The following is a 17,889-nucleotide window of genomic DNA, read 5'->3' on the forward strand; positions in this document are numbered from 1 at the left end:
CTATCAATCAATTAGTCAGCCACACACGAAGAACTGATAGCAACTGATCTAATTTTAATGGCTTACTGACATAGTCGGACGCGCCAGCTTTCAGGCATTTTTCTCTATCGCCTTTCATCGCTTTAGCTGTTAAAGCGATGATTGGAAGATTCTCGAACTTATTCTGCTCGCGAATTCTAGTCATCGTTTCATAACCATCCATTCCTGGCATCATAATATCCATTAATATTGCATCTATATTATTTCCTTTTTCAAGAAGCTCCAAACATTCATAGCCATTTTCAGCCGTAAGGATTTCCATCCCCTCATGCTTCAGGGCATTTTTTAGTGCAAAGATATTACGGTGGTCATCATCGACGACCAGTACGGTTTTATTGCAGAATGGATTACCATTTTTCTTGCCGTCACCATCGAATATTACGACATCCTGTTCTTCCTGCTCTACAGAAGATTCGGTTGCTTCATGGGAAGCTGCTGCCACTTCTGTAGAAGCAGCTATTGCTTCGCCAACATGTTTGAAGCCCTCTGGCATGCTTGGAATAAAGAAGGTAAATGTACTACCTTGGCCTTCTTTACTATCTACAATGACCCAGCCTCCTAGCAGCTTGGCAAACTCACGACATATGGAAAGCCCAAGTCCTGTACCACCGTATTTCCTCATTGTAGCTCCGTCGCCTTGCTGGAACGCCTCAAAGATTAGTTTTTGCTTTTCTTTGGAAATTCCAATACCAGTATCCGCCACATTAATTTCAATCCAATTGCTTGCACCTTTTGTTTGAATCCACTGTGCGACATTTTCTTCATCCGCTTTTTTAATTCGGACAGACACAGAACCTTTTTCCGTGAATTTAAATGCGTTGGACAATAAGTTTTTCAAGATTTGCTGGAAGCGCTGTTCATCCGTAAAGAAAATGTCCGGTACATTTTTATCTCTATCGATTATAAAGTCGATGTTCTTTTTCTTCGCTACATGATCAAAGTTACGGTGCAAAACCTCAGGCAGCTCACTCATATTCATTTCGTCAAAGACAACTTCAAGTTTTCCAACTTCAACTTTTGATAAATCCAGAATATCATTAATCAATGTTAATAAATCTTGACCTGATGAGTTAATAACACGAGCAAATTCCTGCTGCTCTTCATTTAATTTACTATCATTAGGATCAGAAAGCATTTCAGATAAAATCAAAATACTGTTAAGCGGCGTCCGCAATTCATGGGACATATTTGCCATGAACTCCGATTTGTATTTTGAACTTAACTTTAATTCTTCTGCTTGTTTTTCAAGATTTAATTTTGCGACTTGAAGCTCTTTCGATTTATCTTCGGTTTCGCGATTTCTCTCTTCTAATTGTTCGTTAATCATCCGCAACTCTTCAGCCTGTGTTTGCAATTCCTCTGATTGGGCCTGCATTTCCTCTGACTGAGATTGTAACTCTTCCGATTGAGCCTGCAACTCTTCGGTCTGTGCCTGTGATTCTTTCAATAAACGCTCTATTTCCATCCGACCTTCTACATTATTGATCGTGATGCCTAGAGTATCCAACACACGGGTTAAGAAACTTTTTTGCAACTTCGTAAAGGCCTCCAAACTTGCCAATTCAACCATTGCAACAACTTCGTCCTCAAATACGACCGGTGCAATGACAATACTTTTAGGATTGACTTCCCCTAGCCCTGTTGTAACCAAATGGAAGTCTTCTGGAATATTGTCGATGAATTTCGATTTTCCTTCTTGAGCGCATTGTCCAATCAAACCTTCACCCAGTCGAAATTCACGTCTACCTGCATCCTCACCATCTCCTGCAAAGCTGGAAATCTTTACAAAACGCATATCTTTTCCCACACCTCGCCTGACGTAAATCGCCCCAATGGACGCTCCCATCATCGGCGCAAGCCTTGTAATGAACCTGTCAGCAAGAACCTCCACATCAACAATACGCTGATACATGGTAGCAATATCTGCAACACGAGTCTGAATCCAGTTCTGTTCACTGATTTTTTCAGTGAAATCTTTCTCCTTTTGATTATAGGCTTCAAGCGATTCTGCCATATCATTGAAGGATCGAGCGATATCACCAATTTCATCTTTTGTTCGAACTGAAATTCTTGGTACTACCGATAAGTTTTTAAAATCAATATTCTTGATGACCTTCGTAATGGATTGCAAATCTTTTGATGTGCTGCGAATCATCCAAACCATCGTTACTGAAATAACTAAAATGCTAAGAATAACAGCGAAGATTGTGAAACTAATCATATCTTCATAGGTTTGTTTCGAATTCCTTAAGGTTTCTTTCATAATGCCTTCTTGGAAATCTTTAAAGTCATCCATCGCGCTGATAACTTTTGTCCGCTTTTCCCGCTGATCTCTCATCAACCTGGAAATATTTTCAGAAGAATTTTCTTCTTGTATATTTTGAATAATCTCAGTCTCTGTTATGGAGTAAGATGTATATTGAGTCTCAAACTCTTTCAACAATTGCTTTGCTTTTACTTTATTTAAAGTACCTGATAATTCAGCAATTTGTGATTCAATCAAACTATGATTCTCTTTTATAATTTCTAGACTATCAGCTCTTTCTTCTTTATTCGCATCATCAGCAGCAAACAAAATTTCACGGTCTGACCTTGAAAACAACTGACGGATTTCCATCGAAGCTTGAACTTTTTCATAGCGGTTTTCAACTATTTCGGTCATACTGCTCTTTAAATTGTTAAGCGTAAACATCATGAAAGAAAGTAATATAGCCAAGAAAAGCAAGATTAAACCGAACCCTAACATTTGCTTCCTCTTAAAACCCATTTTTCCGCCTACCTTCTTCTCTTAATTTATAATCAGCCAGAAAAAGAATGTCTTTGCAAAGATAAATCTTATTACTAACATTCCAATATGTTTATATTTAGATAGATTTAATGTCTCACTCTACATTTTAACATTTTCATAGTATAAATTGTACCTACAGCGTTATTATTCATGAATTCCTTTTCCATTAGAGTAGTAGTCTACCTTTTTAATTGTAAGAAAATCCAAAGCATTGTGTTCGAATCCATACTCAATTATTAATTCATTATTTAGTAAAATTATAAAAACCGAAAGCTTTCGCTTTCGGTTTTTCGTGATTATTAAATTTTCTTAACTTCAACATATAAGACATGATGGCCATCCATCTCTTTTACGGTAAATTCAAAGCCGGCATATTCTATTCTATCGCCGACTGCAATTTCAAATCGCCCTGTTAGGAACCAACCGCCCAATGTATCTATATCTTCTTCTGGCAATTCTATTGCAAGGGTATCATTAACATCTTCGACCAATGTTTTTGCATCAAAAACATAATGTCCCTCATCAATTTTTTGAATAAGCGGCCGTTCGTCTTGGTCAAATTCATCTCGTATTTCTCCGACGATTTCTTCGAGAATGTCTTCAACCGTAACAAGACCTGCAGTACCGCCATATTCATCTGTTAAAACGGCCATATGAATCCGTTCCTTCTGCATTTTCAGTAGTAAATCATGAATTGCGATTGTTTCAAGAACACGAATAATTGGAGTTACAAATGAATCAACCGTCAATTCTGAAACATTTTCTTCTGTAATTGTTGCTGTATAAAGACGCTTGATATTGACCATACCCACTACATTATCTTTATCACCGTCTATAACAGGATAACGGGTGTATTGCTCTTCTTGAATGAGTTCAACAACCTCCAATAAGGGCATACCTTTTTCAATTACCGTCATTTCCGTACGAGGAACCATAATCTCATTGGCAATACGCTCATCAAATTCAAAAATTTGGTTTACATATTTATATTCTGATTGATTAATCTCACCGCTTTTATAGCTTTCTGATAAAATAATGCGCAGTTCTTCTTCTGAGTGAGCCATTTCGGATTCAGAAGCAGGCTTTAACCCGAACATGCCTGTAAGAACACGAGCAGAACCATTCAATAACCAAATAAACGGGTACAAAATACGATAAAACAGAATTAATGGCTTTGAAAACATTAATGTTACTTCCTCAGCCTTTTGAATCGCAACTGTTTTTGGTGCTAGTTCCCCGACTACAACGTGAAGGAATGTGACAGAACCAAACGCGATCACGAAAGAGATAATATGACTTACGGATTCATCTAATCCCCATCTTAAAAACAAAGGTTTAAATATTGCCTCCACCGTCGGTTCACCCAGCACCCCTAAACCTAATGCGGTTACTGTAATCCCCAATTGACAAGCAGATAAGTACTCATCAATATGTGTGGTTACTTTCTTGGCTGCAAGTGCATTTCTATGTCCTTCTTCAATCAATTGATTAATACGAGAACTTCTGACTTTTACGATTGCAAATTCTGAGGCAACAAAAAATGCCGTTAATGCTATTAATACAGCTACTGCTAATAATTTTATAAAAATCTCCAATATGTGCGGGTTTACCATGTATATACCCTACCTTGAGTAATACCAAGGAATAGGCAAACACGGTTTAATCCCAAGCACCTCCTGTGTAAATGGTTAATGTCCATTTCAAAAACAAACTGAATTTTAACATGAATGCCGCATCCCAACCATTTTGTGAAGATGTCCTTTATTAATATGCACCTTAGTACAGTAAACTATCGAGAATAAATCTGGATTATACTAACAACACTAATAATGATTGGATTAAGGCAATGCTTTCGTGAGAAATCTGTTTTTTTAGAAGAAGTTCATTTTTTTCGTCCTTTTCAATCAGCCTGATTACTTCCCGTAGTTCCTCATTCAAGCCATCCAGTTTACTTTTCAGTTGAAGTCCTGTTTCCTCAATGGCAGATGAAACTTCCTTGTCCTGGTTAAATAGTTCCTTTATATCTTCTAATGAAAGGTTTTTTCTTTTATACTCCTCAATACGGTGAAGCCGTTCAAGTTCCCTGACTGAATAATAACGGTAGTTAGAGGCGGAACGTTCTGCTTTTAGCAGGCCCATGTTTGTATAGTAATCAACAGTTCTCTTCGTAACATTCGCCATTTCTGCCAACTCGCCAATTTTCAACGTCTCGATCCCAATATAACCCCTCCCAACCGTCACGTGATGGTTTAGACACTAATACACTGTCTTTTGTTCCACCCTGACATTAAATTCTATTCTCTAATCGTACATTATTTTTACTCAAAATTAAAATATTTAATATTGGATAAAAAGATATTTTTTTTAGTTACACATCTTTACACTCCACAAGTAAACAAAAAACCGATTATTTCCAATAACCGGTTTAATTTACCATTCTATTTTATGCCGTTTATTTTTTTGTTTTAGCTGGAAATTGATTGCTCAATATTTTAGGACCGCATTGGCATATCGAAGAATGCTTTAGTTTTTTTATTGGTGTACCGCATGTTTGACAAACTTTTGTTACCATTATACCGTCCTCCTACTTTAACTAATTGTTATATATTATATTATACCGATTTAATAATAATAATCAATACTAAATTAAAATTATTATAAATAAGGAGGTTGAGTTTTGATTTTATAGACTTTTTTATCATTCCCACTTAACAAGTAGCCATAATAAAGATAAAATATAATAAAACTCATCAGGGAGGTTGGTATTTAAATGACGAGTGAAATTCGTTCTATTCCCCGTCCCTTAGTACGCACGAATCAATGGGTCATATTTTCAAGTGTGGTGACTGCCTTACTAACCGGTCAAATATGGATATTAGCGGTTCCGTTTACAGCAGGACTTTTAGGGCTTATCTTTAATTTCAATCCGATTATGCGGCTTGAAAAGCTCTTCTTGAAAAAGCGGCCTTCTGATTATATTCCGGAAGATCATTCACAACAGCAATTCAACCAAGTTATTGCAGTCGTTTGCTTGGGACTTGGATTAATTTCTTTCTTGCTTGGTTGGACCGTTTCAGGATATATTTTTACGGTGATGGTCGGGCTTGCTTCTTTCATAGCCATCCTTGGATTCTGCATTGGTTGCTTTATCCTCTATCAATGGAAACAATATTCCTATCGCCGATCTCTGCGCTAGATACTACAAAATAGGACTGACATTCGTCAGTCCCTTTTTTTATTCAGATGCATGTACAGAATTATTTTTTTTAACCCAATAGGTAGCCAGTAAGATCAACAGAATTAATACAGCTTGCGGCAGTAACGTTTCTACTGTCGGATAAAGTCCTATCCATTCTACAAACGGGAAGGAAGTAATCGTATGTGTCTGCAGAACTTGTGAAACTTGAAGTGAATGAATAGAGACCCCAAGAATCTTAAATGCCAAAACATAGATGAGTATCGTTGCTGCTTTAAAGAATAGGGTAATCGGTAGTTTCACGCTGTAACGTAGCATGATAAAACCAATCACTACTAATATGAGGAAGGCAATTACAATCCCGCTTAATAGCTGCTTCAATTCCATATAAGGCGCCATACCTGCATAAAAGATAATTGTCTCCGCACCTTCACGGAAAATGGATAAAAAGCTAATTAAAGCAAACGAGACGATACTACCTGTAGCAATAGCTTGGTCCATTCGCTTGCCAATATAACGGTTCCATGCATGGATATTCGATTTACTATGGAGCCAAAGGCCAATTGTCAACATCATCAATACTGCCACTATCCCTGTGATTCCCTCAATGTACTCACGGCTTGACGCAGCTGTAATTTGAGAGAAAACAATATTGATGATGACCGCAAAGATGGTACTCGCGGCTAATCCAGCACCTACCCCTGTCCAAATCCATTTTTGTTTGTCCGCTTGTCCAATTTTCTTTAGAAAAGACAATAATGTCGCTACAATCAAGAGTGCTTCTAGCCCCTCCCGTAAAAGAATCAAAGCAGCATCCCATGTTGTATAACTCGTATCATCAATCAAGGGTAGCAACCGGGTGTTTAAATCCGAAACGATATCCTTCGCTTCCTCTGCTTTTATCTTTTTCGATTGTAACAAGCTGATTGCGGTCGGAACTTTTGTTTCCATATCACTGTACAACTTGCTGTCTCTTGTTGAAACTTCCCCTTCGACATTAGGCCAAATTGTTAAAATTTCATTCAACTGATCAATTGCTGAATCGACATCATTTTTTTCAATATCGGTTATGCTTCCTTGTAAGAGTTGTGTAACATCTCCAAGTGAATAAGTCACCTTCTGGTCTTCTTCTTTAACCTTACCAGCAAGAAAATCCTCCAGTAAACCTTTTAATTCAGAAAGATTCGTTTTGGCTTTTTCCGAATCAGGTGGGTCCTGGGTAATGGCTATCCGCACAAAGGCCATATACGTTTCAATCTTACCGTATGAAGCAACACTTGCCTCCCGAACAACAACCTCTGCGTCAATCCAATGATTCCGTAGGTTTGTATATTGACTCTTAGCTTGAACAAAGTCACCTTCAGCTATTGTTGCATCCAACTTATCTATTAATGGGATTAACGCTTGTAACCGGTCTTTATAGACCGTCTTATCTACTGGGTTTTCCTCTGTATCATATGTAATTAGAGTACTTGATAAAGCCGATAATTGCTTTTTAATTTCATCAGCGTCTGCTTCGTTCTTCACAGCACTTTTTACAGCCAATAGTTGCTTATCAACTTTCTTCGCAACTTCACTGTCCGTTTTTATCATTTTCCAATCTTTTTCAAATAAAGCTATATTATCCGAAACTGCGTCAAGGTCGCCGGATTTTGTCTTCATTAAACTATCGCCAATATAGACAAAAAGCTGATCATGATTTTCACCTGCCGAAACAACTCGTACTGCAGATGAAATAAATAAAAGACTGACTATTAAAACCAATATCCCACTTTTCCATTTAGAAACAGTCATACTGGTACCCTCCTTATTTATGAACTAAAATCGCCAACCCGGATACGCATCCATGCTGGCGATTTTCTCGTCTATCTTTTAAAATTCAATTACCTAAAAAGGGATTCTCCGATATAGCCACCCTTTTTCACACCTGGCAAACAAGCAAATACAGCACTACCTCGGTGAATGATATATTCATTCAGCTTATCATTTTTCGCAAGGCGTTCCTGTATAGGAACAAATTGTTTACTTGGGTTGCGTTGATAACAAATGAACAGAAGGCCAGCGTTCAAGCTTCCTGTTTTGGGATCCATTCCATCCGCATATGAATAAGGACGCCGCAGAATCTTTGCTTTTCCGTCCCCCCTGGATAGACTCATATGCGAATCTTCTGGAATAATCCGATTTCCATTTTTATCTTTAGCTTCTAAATCAACACTATCAAATTCATTCTTCATCCCTAATGGAGCTCCACTGTCACGGTGACGGCCAAATGTATTTTCCTGCTCTTTCAATATAGTACGGTCCCATACTTCAATGTACATCTGAATTCGGCGTACAACCATATAACTGCCGCCAACAAGCCAGTCTGGACCATCCCCAGCCTTTACCCAAACATGATCATTCATTTCACTACTTTTCTTCGTATCCGGATTGGCAGTTCCGTCCTTAAACCCGAATAAGTTACGCGGTGTCGTTTTTTGAGAATCGGCTTGTTTAGTACGTTGGAAACCTGTTTGGGCCCAATGAATAATCGTTTTCCCTCTCCCGATTCTCACTAAGTTCCTAACGGCATGAAAAGCAACCTGAAGATCATCTGCACATGCTTGAATACAAATATCTCCACCGCTCCAAGAATCTTCTAACGCATCTAAAGGGAATTTGGGCAGATCCTTTAATTCAGCAGGCTTTTTCGATTTCAAACCAAACCGATCTTTACCATTCTTCGTAAATAGGGTAGGACCCACTCCAAAAGTAATCGTCAAATTAGAGGGTGACAATTCTTTTGCTTCCCCAGTATCTTTTGGAGGCATACTAGCATTTAGAGAAGCTTCACCTACCAATTTTCCCTCTGTCATCTGAGCCGCTGCTTCTGTCCAGTCCTTAAATAGCTGGATTAAGTCGGATTTATTATCTGTCGTAACTTCCAGTGCTGCAAAATAAAGGTTATCCTGAGCTTCAGTAGTAATGCCCGCTTGATTGGCCCCATAAAATGGAACAATATCATTAGTTTGTCCATTTGCCTTCGAATCAGATAGATTCAAAAGCCCACCAAATCCAGAGGCTCCTATCACGACTCCGACCCCACCAACTCCTGCTGTTTTCAACATATTGCGACGACTTACTTTTTTAGTAAAAAGCGAGGTTTCGTCATTCGGCATTTTCTCTTTCAATTATGATTCCTCCGTTACAATCCCTATTTGCGAAAGTGGTTCAGCTAATGCATCAATGGCTTGGCTTAGCTCTTTAACCTCAGATTCTTTTAAATCCGTATAAGAGGTATAGCCATCACCTTCTTTATGCTTCTCAAGCAAGCTGTATACATCGTCAAAACGTTGTTGGATTTCCGTTACAAGCTTTTCGTCTTTTTCTTTAAGAGCTGGTGTAAGAAGTTCGTAGATTTTTTCGGCACCTTCTACATTTGCAACAAAGTCATATAAATCTGTATGAGAGTATCGATCCTCTTCTCCAGTTACCTTACTGGTAGAAACTTCATTTAATAAATCAACCGCACCTGTGATTAATAAATCCGGTGTGACCTCAACAGTTTCAACTTTGGCACGAAGCAAATTGACATCACTCATCAATTGATTTGCATACTCTTCATAACCTTTTGTTGTGTTTTCTTCCCATAAACCCATTTCAATCCGGTGGTAACCGCCCCACTCTTCATCTTTAACGTCCCCTTTACGCGCATCAATTTTGGGATCAAGATCGCCAAATACTTCTGCAATTGGTTCAGCTCTCTCATAATGCATACGGGCCGGTGCGTATACTTCCTTCGCTTTTTCAATATCACCAGACGTTACAGCTGTCGTAAACTCTTCAGTCGCTTTTACAAACTCCTCTATTTCACCAATCGCATATTCCCGATATTCGCTAGATACATCATCTAAAGCACTCGCACTTGCACTCGTTTCTTTGGCATTCTTGTCTGCCGGCTTTACTTCTTCCTTTTCCTGTGAGCAGCCAAATAGTAGGCTAGTAGATAGTAAGACTGCTAATGATGCCTTTGTTTTCTTCATATATGAATCTCCCTTTTAAATGAATTCTAGATTCATATTAGCAGACAATGAAAATCATTATCAATATAAATTTTGTTGAAAACGAGACATTTTTCATATGTTGTGGAAGAATTTGTTATACCCCTAGCGTTTTTCTTTCTCATTAAAAAGGAAAAAACGCCTATTTCACTCTCCTCATATCTCTAAAAGTAAAAAGGGTAGCCTTTATTTCAGCCACCCTTCCCGTTCACTCATTAACTTGTCATTTTCCTTGTCCATAATTTCTGAGATATCCTCCACAAATTGAAGGATAAATGTAAGCTCTTGCTCATTATAAGTGGAACATAGATTTTTGGTAGCCGTAGAGAGTGATTGATAATGCGATTTGATCTGTTCTTGTCTTGCGGGCATTGGGACAATCATTACCCGCCTTCCATCCAATTGATCTCGTTCCCTTTTTACATAGCAAGATTTTTCAAGACGATCGATTAGCGCCGTTACAGAGCCCGTGCTCAACCCCGTAATTTTCGATAGTTCACCGGCGGTTATCGGTCCTGTTTCATTCAATATCTCAGCAGTCTTTAAGTCCGTATGGGTAACCCCTATTTTTTGGGCCATGTTTTGTTGAAATAAAACCGATCTCATTCCATATTTTTTCAGACTATGCGTTAACTTCTCTAACATATCTGCATTCACCATATTATCGCTTGACATAAAATACCACCCCTCTTACACTTAAATTTATCTTGAAAATCAAGATAAATGATTTTATTTTATCTTAATGGTTATCATTCATTTATGTAAATAAAATTATGAAATATTAGTACGCACTAAGGAGGAAAATAAATGAAAGAACAAAAAAACCAAAAATTCATTGTTGCCGGTTTATTATTAGGTATCTTGATGTCAGCAATGGATAATACGATTGTTGCGACTGCCATGGGAACGATCGTTTCAGATTTAGGCGGTTTCGATAAGTTTGTCTGGGTGACATCCGCTTATATGGTCGCCACAATGGCAAGCATGCCAATTTTCGGTAAGCTTTCCGACATGTATGGACGGAAGAGGTTTTTTATTTTTGGCCTCGTAGTCTTTCTAATCGGCTCTGCATTATGTGGTATGGCTCAAAGCATAGTCCAGTTAAGTATTTTTCGGGCAATCCAAGGGATTGGCGGCGGCGCTTTAATGCCAATTGCTTTTACAATCATATTCGATATTTTCCCACCTGAGAAACGCGGAAAATTAACTGGGCTTTTCGGAGCAGTATTTGGAGCTTCAAGCGTATTGGGCCCGCTTTTAGGTGCTTATATTACAGAGTATTCTAGCTGGAACTGGATTTTCTATGTCAATGTTCCAATCGGAATCATTTCTTTATTTTTCATCATGCGATATTACAAAGAGTCAGCCAATACCCAAGAACAAAAAATTGATTGGGGTGGGGCAGCAACACTCGTTATTGCCGTTATTAGCTTAATGTTTGCCCTCGAACTGGGCGGAGAGTATGGTTGGGATTCATTTCCTATCATAGGTCTGTTTGCAAGCTTTTTAGTTTTCTTCATTTCTTTTTTCTTTTTCGAAAAAAGAGCAAAAGATCCTATCATTTCATTATGGTTATTTAAAAGACGGTTGTTTGCAACCTCTCAAATCTTAGCCATCCTATATGGCGGTACATTTATTATTTTAACTGTCTATATACCAATTTTCGTCCAAGCTGTTTACGGGGGATCTGCAACAAATGCCGGGTTAATTCTTACTCCCATGATGCTTGGTTCCGTCGTTGGTAGTGCAATTGGTGGGATATTCAATACAAAGACCAGCTTCCGCAACTTGATGACAATTTCTGTCGTCTGCTATTTTGCAGGAATGCTTCTGTTAGGGACAATTACCCCTGATACCAGCAGAACTTTACTAACACTTTACATGATTCTTACTGGCTTCGGCATGGGCTTTTCGTTCTCTCTTTTGCCTATTGCTTCGATTCATAATTTGGAACCGAGATTTCGCGGATCGGCCAACTCTACAAACTCATTCCTACGTTCTTTTGGGATGACACTCGGTGTTACGATCTATGGAGCGATACAGAATAATGTATTCACAAGTAAAATGACAGACGCATTTAAAGGGATGCAGGGAGGACCGGACACATCTGTACTAATGGAGGACCCTCGTCAGCTCTTCCAATCAGATGCACGTGCACAGATTCCGGACTTTATCCTAGATAAAATTGTTCATGCAATGTCTGATTCCATTTCCTTAATATTCACTTTGGCCCTCATCCCAATCGGTCTTGCTGCAATCACAGTTTTCTTTATGGGAAAAACAAGAGTAGAAACGCCTCCAAAAGAGGAATCGTTACAATGACTAAAAAAGCGCTGGGCTTTCAGCGCTTTTTTAAGTTTTTATTAAGGGAAAGCGGGTACTATTTCAATAAAATACCTCTCTTCTATATGAATAGAAAGTAAAGTTTGCTGAAAAACTATTCTACTACTAAAATAATAAGTAACACAGTCACATACCGAGGTGAGAAATTTGAAGATTGTATGTTTTGGGGATAGTTTAACCAGAGGTATTTCTTATGTTAAAGGTCGGCTTCGCATTATTAAAGACAATTATCCGAACTCTTTAGCTAAGCTTACAGAATCGTTGCCATTCGTTGAAGTATTGAATAAAGGGGTTTTCAATGACAACTCCGACCTGCTAGTTAGCCGGATCGATAAAGATGTCATGTCAGAAAATCCTGATATCGTATTAATAGAGGTTGGTGGAAACGACTGTAACTTCCATTGGGATGAAGTCGCCAAAAATCCAGAAGGTGATCATGAGCCAATTGTTCCCATCGAACGGTACCTAGAAAATATTACTCATCTTGTTAAACAGGTTCAGGACAAGCATGTCACACCTTTTCTTTTGACCCTCCCACCATTAGATCCAGCTAGGTATTACCGATCTATCGCTGAAAGGTTCGGGCCTTCAATCGGGCATTTTGTGTCCCAAGTCGGCGGAATTGAACATTGGCATGGAATGTATAACCGCCAATTGAAAAACCTCGCTGAAGAACTTAAGGTGCCACTGATTGATGTGCGTTCCTACATTAAATCCGCTGGCGACTTGAACCACTTAATTAGCGATGATGGCATCCACCTCACCTCCAAAGGATACCAACAAATGAGTATGGCCATATTCAGTGATTTACAGAAGCATATGGCAGGAAGACAATCTTAAACATGTAAAAAGGCAAAGCATTGGCGCTTTGCCTCTTTGGTATTACAAGCTTTTCACTTCTACATTTTCTGGAAGCTTGAAAGGGTTCTCGATATTGATACGGTCATAAAACATCAGCCCGTTTAAATGATCTAGCTCATGTTGAAACACGATAGCAGCAAAGCCCTTCAGCCGCATCTCGATTGTCTCACCTTTGCTATCCAATGCTTTAATTTTAACCCGTTCATAACGAGGTACATAGCCTTTTATATCACGGTCAACAGAAAGACAGCCTTCACTTTGCGGTAAATAAATCATCGTAGCTGAATGGCTGATTATTTTCGGGTTCACAAGGGCATATTCAATCAGCTTCCCTTTTTCATCCGGAAAATACATAACAAACATGCGTTTATTCAAGCCAATCTGATTTGCCGACAAACCAACACCTTCACGTAAATTGTATTTCTTTTGAAGTTTTGGGTCTTGGCTATTTTTCAAATATTGCATCATGCACTCCAGCGTTTCACGATCTTCATCTGAAATCGGCAGACTAACTTCATCCGTTACCTGACGCAGAATTGGATCTCCTTCTCTGACGATATCCTTCATTGTAATCAAATAGTCTTTTATAAATTTACTCATAGAACTTCACACTCTTCTACCTTTTTATTTTTTCATGACTTAGACCATTTCACTTTAGCATTTCATTTTTAAAAAGTCTAATATGCAGGTTGAAAATAGACTAGTACTCATTCCTAAGTTATTGGAATTTCGTCCCTTTACATTATTTACCTAAATTTTAAGGACTAAAGACCTATATAATACACGTTTAAAAATTCTATACTGAATATATATCCTTAAAGGAGATGAAAATTTGAACTCGAATTCTAAATTTGTCTCGAAGTTGCTGCCGTTCTTAACGGCTTTCATTGTGATAATAGGTGGAATTAGTTGGTATGTTGTAACTCAATCAAAGGAAATGGTTATTCCCTTTTCTTCTGTTGAAAAGACAATTAAAGCTCAAAATGGGGCCCTTGTCTCAATAGAAGAGAAACGAAACGGTACCCTTCACATCACTACACCAGATGGAGAATATGTTTCTAATATTCCCCCCAATAGTCAAATGATCAATAAACTAGTCGAAACTTATAATGTTCAATATTCATTTTCATCAACTAATAAGTCAGCATTATGGATTTTAGGTGGATTGATGGCAGCATTAGTCACAACCATTGTTATTATACAGAAAAGGTCAAAAGGTGGATTACTTATTGGCAGCAAGAAACAAAGCATTTCTGCTCCTAGAGATTTGCCCGAGATAACTTTGGAGGATGTAGGCGGTTTGCAAACCGAAATCAAACAAGAAATCCTGCAAACCCTAACTACTCTAAAAGAACCAGAACGTTCAGCTAAAATTGGAATTAAGCCTCCTCAAGGCATTTTATTATACGGCCCACCAGGAACTGGGAAAACGCTTCTTGCACAGGCAATTGCAAAAGAATTGGGTGCCAACTTCTTCTCAACAAGCGGTTCGGCCTTCAACGAAATGTTTGTCGGTGTTGGAGCAGCCCGTGTCCGTAGTCTTTTTCAAAATGCACGTAAGCAATCACCAGCTGTCATTTTCATTGACGAAGTAGACGCATTAGCGGGTAAACGGAAAGCTCATGGCGGAGAAGAAGGCGAAAAAACGCTGACTGAACTGCTTGTCCAATTGGATGGAGGTCATCCAAATGAAGGCATTTTATTTATTGCCGCAACAAACCGGAAAGATATGCTCGATGAGGCATTTCTTCGCCCTGGTAGAATTGATTTCTCCTTTCAAGTACCACTTCCAGATACACAGGGAAGAAAAGAGATCATTGCTATCCATACTAAAGGAAAGCGACTCGCAACAGATGTACTTGCTTCCTTGGATGAACTGGCTGAAAGCACATCAGGTTTCTCCGGAGCAGATTTAAGGTCTTTATTTGATACTGCTTCCCGTCATGCTCTCAGAAATGAACAGGAAATGATTCGCAAACAAGATCTCGATTATGCCATTGACCGTACAATTCTCGGTGCCACATCACGTACCTTGAATGATGTAGATACTAAACGCCGCGTGGCCATCCATGAAAGTGGACATGCTTTGATTGCAGCCCTAACCAAACCGGGCTCTGTTCGAAAAGCTACCATCATACCGCGTGGTGAAGCTCTTGGATATGTAGCACCGATTCCGAAAGAACTTCATTTATCTACAGCAAGTGAATTACTTGATCAAGTCAAAATGATTTTAGCAGGTGGCGTTGCAGAAAGAATGTATTTAGGGGAACACAGCATCGGTGTAGGCGGCGACGTACAACAGGCGAAACATCTGCTTGAGCAAATGGTCGATACCGGAATGCTTCAAGATGGATTTACCCTAACATTTAATAAAGGCGAGAAAGAACAAAAGATGCAGGAACTGTTCACAAAAGCGATTCAGGAAACGGAAAAATTGCTCGATTCAAATCGCCCGCAGTATGAAGAGCTGGTCGAAGAGCTACTGAAAAAAGAAACGCTTGAAGGGACGGAAGTTCAAAATATTGTTGATGCTTCACCTCATGAACTGGTTTTGGTTTAATTTAAAAGAAGGCGTCCTATTGGACGCCTTCTTTTTTACTGTTATTTAAAGTTTTTCCAACCGAATGATGTCTGCTGTATTTTGTTTCTGGAACCCTGTCTTCTGTAATTTCACTGCCGTTCCTTCAGGTAAGTTAGTGAATATGATAGGAGTAACAGTAGACGGAGCATTTCTTTGTATGAAATCTAGGTCAACTTCCAAAAGAGGCGTTCCTTTTGTTATCTTTTGACCTTCTTGTACAAGGGATGTAAAGCCTTCTCCATTTAATTTAACTGTATCTAAACCAACATGGATCAGAATTTCAAGACCATTATTTATTTTCAATCCCAATGCATGCTTTGTTGGGAAGATACTGAACACTTCCCCATCAATTGGTGATACGAGTGTCCCATTTACCGGCTCAATAGCGAAGCCGTCACCCATCATTTTCATAGCAAACACTTGATCAGGAACCTGGTCTAACGGCAAAACATTACCTTCTAACGGAAGAACAAAATCATTTACATCTAAAGCTTGGTTTTCTTCTACTGTTTCAGCCATTACTTGTGCTGATGGTTTTGTTTTAACTTGGCTTGGATGAGCATCATTCTTTACAAGTTGTTTCATCGCATTGGCAACAAATTCTACATTTGTTCCAACAATGACCTGAACACTTGATTTATTTAACTTCATCACGCCACGTGCACCATGTCTTTTTAATGCTACTTCATTCACATTATCTGAATTGCCAACCTCTAAACGTAACCGTGTTGCACAATTATCTATAACTTTAATATTTTCTTTACCGCCAAGGTCTTGAATGAAAAGTGACCCCATATCGGCATATTTATCCCCTGTTTTCACAACAGTATCTTCTTCTGCTTCTTCCTCATCATCTTCACGACCAGGTGTTTTTAAATCCATAATTTTTATAACAAAATAGAAAATCACAAAGTAAATTGCAGCGTAAACTAATCCAATCGGTATTAACCATAGTGGCTTTTGAGCAATTCCAAAGTTCAAGAAATAATCAATGGCTCCTGCCGAGAATCCAAAACCATGATGGATATCCAATAGAACAGCGAGAGCTAATGAGATCCCAGTTAAAATTGCATGTATTACATATAATACTGGAGCAATGAACATAAACAGAAATTCAATTGGTTCAGTGATTCCTGTTAAGAAAGAAGTGAAAGCTAAACCAACCAGCATCCCCGTTACTAATTTACGTTTCTCTTTCTTAGCAGCTGCAATCATCGCTAATGCTGCTGCTGGTAAACCGAACATCATGATAGGGAAAAATCCTGTCATAAATGGCCCAGCAGTTGGATCACCTGCGAAGAAACGGTTTATATCACCAGTTGCTCCATTGTATTCACCAAAAACAAACCATACCATACTATTCAAGACGTGATGCAAACCTACTGGAAGCAATAAGCGATTCAATACGCCAAATACACCAGCACCTAAAGCTCCTGCACCTGTAATCCAGTCTCCAACGTTATTGATTACATCTTGAATTGGCGGCCATACAAAGCCAAATATTCCTGCCAGTATTATCATCGCTAACGATGTAATAATCGGAACAAATCGTTTCCCTGAAAAGAATCCAAGCCATTCAGGGAGTCTTATTTCAGCGTATCTATTATATAGGAAGGCAGCAACTATACCTGATATAATCCCACCTAAAACAGCCATGTCGATATCTTTATTAATTGCTTGTGTACCATTCGTTAAAACAAAGTAACCAACAAGACCAGCTAATGCCGCTGCACCGCTTCCGTCTTTAGATAATCCTATCGCTATACCTAAAGCGAACAGTATGGCAAGATTATCAAAAATCGCTTTTCCTGCGGCAGCTATAAATGCAATATCAAGTAAATCCGGTTGACCTAGGCGAAGCAATAAAGCCGCTGCAGGCAAAACAGCGATCGGTAACATCAAAGCTTTCCCAATCTTTTGTAAAAAATTTAACATCGAACTCATCTCCCTTGTTCCTAACTTCTTTTGATTCAGCAGAACGACAAGACGTATAAAGCGTTTTCATTTTGTCAATATAATAACTTTTCTTTGGATTATACTA

General features: G+C 38.6%; 13 protein-coding genes. 4 read left to right on the top strand and 9 right to left on the bottom strand.

What is annotated here, in order from left to right:
* Window positions 1-7: 7 nt before the first annotated feature.
* The 3 genes from JFU50_RS08620 to JFU50_RS08630 form a co-directional block, all read right to left on the bottom strand.
* Complete coding sequence (locus JFU50_RS08620) at window positions 8-2,785, bottom strand: response regulator (protein ID WP_242486086.1); 2,778 nt, start codon at window positions 2,783-2,785, stop codon at window positions 8-10.
* Window positions 2,786-3,126: 341 nt separating this feature from the next.
* Window positions 3,127-4,440 (bottom strand): hemolysin family protein, encoded by a 1,314-nt coding sequence (locus JFU50_RS08625; protein WP_376110781.1) that lies wholly within the window; start codon window positions 4,438-4,440, stop codon window positions 3,127-3,129.
* A 196-nt stretch (window positions 4,441-4,636) separates the two neighbouring features.
* A complete protein-coding gene (locus JFU50_RS08630; protein ID WP_309558392.1) occupies window positions 4,637-5,068 on the bottom strand; it encodes a MerR family transcriptional regulator in 432 nt (143 codons plus the stop codon).
* A gap of 529 nt (window positions 5,069-5,597) precedes the next feature.
* On the opposite strand from JFU50_RS08630, the gene JFU50_RS08635 reads away from it, so the two are divergent.
* Window positions 5,598-6,023, top strand: a complete 426-nt coding sequence (locus JFU50_RS08635) for a DUF4395 domain-containing protein (protein WP_201222413.1) — start codon at window positions 5,598-5,600, stop codon at window positions 6,021-6,023.
* A 39-nt stretch (window positions 6,024-6,062) separates the two neighbouring features.
* Here JFU50_RS08635 and JFU50_RS08640 read toward each other — a convergent pair whose 3' ends face one another.
* From JFU50_RS08640 to JFU50_RS08655, 4 genes are all read right to left on the bottom strand, one after another.
* Window positions 6,063-7,817, bottom strand: a complete 1,755-nt coding sequence (locus tag JFU50_RS08640) for an FTR1 family protein (protein WP_201188295.1) — start codon at window positions 7,815-7,817, stop codon at window positions 6,063-6,065.
* 89 nt (window positions 7,818-7,906) lie between these two features.
* Window positions 7,907-9,193, bottom strand: a complete 1,287-nt coding sequence (gene efeB, locus JFU50_RS08645; protein WP_397329060.1) for an iron uptake transporter deferrochelatase/peroxidase subunit — start codon at window positions 9,191-9,193, stop codon at window positions 7,907-7,909.
* Window positions 9,194-10,045 carry an iron uptake system protein EfeO gene (gene efeO / locus JFU50_RS08650; protein WP_201188293.1) on the bottom strand — a complete coding sequence of 284 codons (852 nt, stop codon included), beginning with the start codon at window positions 10,043-10,045 and terminating at the stop codon, window positions 9,194-9,196.
* A 204-nt stretch (window positions 10,046-10,249) separates the two neighbouring features.
* Complete coding sequence (locus JFU50_RS08655; RefSeq protein WP_201188291.1) at window positions 10,250-10,738, bottom strand: MarR family winged helix-turn-helix transcriptional regulator; 489 nt, start codon at window positions 10,736-10,738, stop codon at window positions 10,250-10,252.
* Between the two features lie 132 nt (window positions 10,739-10,870).
* Between JFU50_RS08655 and JFU50_RS08660 the strand changes: the two genes are divergently transcribed.
* Together JFU50_RS08660 and JFU50_RS08665 are read left to right on the top strand one after the other, a co-directional pair.
* On the top strand, window positions 10,871-12,385 hold the full coding sequence (locus tag JFU50_RS08660; RefSeq protein ID WP_053348259.1) for an MDR family MFS transporter: 1,515 nt from the start codon (window positions 10,871-10,873) through the stop codon (window positions 12,383-12,385).
* Between the two features lie 168 nt (window positions 12,386-12,553).
* Entirely contained in the window at window positions 12,554-13,246 is a 693-nt protein-coding gene (locus tag JFU50_RS08665; protein WP_201188289.1) for an SGNH/GDSL hydrolase family protein, read from the top strand.
* A 42-nt stretch (window positions 13,247-13,288) separates the two neighbouring features.
* Here the strand turns inward: JFU50_RS08665 and def are convergent, their stop codons facing one another.
* Entirely contained in the window at window positions 13,289-13,867 is a 579-nt protein-coding gene (gene def, locus JFU50_RS08670) for a peptide deformylase (RefSeq protein WP_201222414.1), read from the bottom strand.
* A gap of 232 nt (window positions 13,868-14,099) precedes the next feature.
* Here def and JFU50_RS08675 point away from each other — a divergent pair, with 232 nt between their 5' ends.
* Window positions 14,100-15,827: an AAA family ATPase gene (locus tag JFU50_RS08675; protein WP_201222415.1), complete on the top strand. Its 1,728-nt coding sequence runs from the start codon at window positions 14,100-14,102 to the stop codon at window positions 15,825-15,827.
* 45 nt (window positions 15,828-15,872) lie between these two features.
* Here the strand turns inward: JFU50_RS08675 and nagE are convergent, their stop codons facing one another.
* Window positions 15,873-17,783 carry an N-acetylglucosamine-specific PTS transporter subunit IIBC gene (gene nagE / locus JFU50_RS08680; protein ID WP_201222416.1) on the bottom strand — a complete coding sequence of 637 codons (1,911 nt, stop codon included), beginning with the start codon at window positions 17,781-17,783 and terminating at the stop codon, window positions 15,873-15,875.
* Window positions 17,784-17,889: the final 106 nt, after the last annotated feature.

It is taken from the genome of Peribacillus sp. TH14, from assembly GCF_016651145.1.
Lineage (GTDB): Bacteria > Bacillota > Bacilli > Bacillales > DSM-1321 > Peribacillus > Peribacillus butanolivorans.

Excerpts from the sequence above, each read along its gene's own strand:
- efeO (WP_201188293.1), bottom strand. The coding sequence starts at position 10,045 with ATGAAGAAAACAAAGGCATCATTAGCAGTCTTACTATCTACTAGCCTA.
- JFU50_RS08625 (WP_376110781.1), bottom strand. The coding sequence starts at position 4,440 with ATGGTAAACCCGCACATATTGGAGATTTTTATAAAATTATTAGCAGTA.
- nagE (WP_201222416.1), bottom strand. The coding sequence starts at position 17,783 with ATGTTAAATTTTTTACAAAAGATTGGGAAAGCTTTGATGTTACCGATC.
- def (WP_201222414.1), bottom strand. The coding sequence starts at position 13,867 with ATGAGTAAATTTATAAAAGACTATTTGATTACAATGAAGGATATCGTC.
- JFU50_RS08660 (WP_053348259.1), top strand. The coding sequence starts at position 10,871 with ATGAAAGAACAAAAAAACCAAAAATTCATTGTTGCCGGTTTATTATTA.
- JFU50_RS08640 (WP_201188295.1), bottom strand. The coding sequence starts at position 7,817 with ATGACTGTTTCTAAATGGAAAAGTGGGATATTGGTTTTAATAGTCAGT.
- JFU50_RS08655 (WP_201188291.1), bottom strand. The coding sequence starts at position 10,738 with ATGTCAAGCGATAATATGGTGAATGCAGATATGTTAGAGAAGTTAACG.
- JFU50_RS08620 (WP_242486086.1), bottom strand. The coding sequence starts at position 2,785 with ATGTTAGGGTTCGGTTTAATCTTGCTTTTCTTGGCTATATTACTTTCT.
- JFU50_RS08635 (WP_201222413.1), top strand. The coding sequence starts at position 5,598 with ATGACGAGTGAAATTCGTTCTATTCCCCGTCCCTTAGTACGCACGAAT.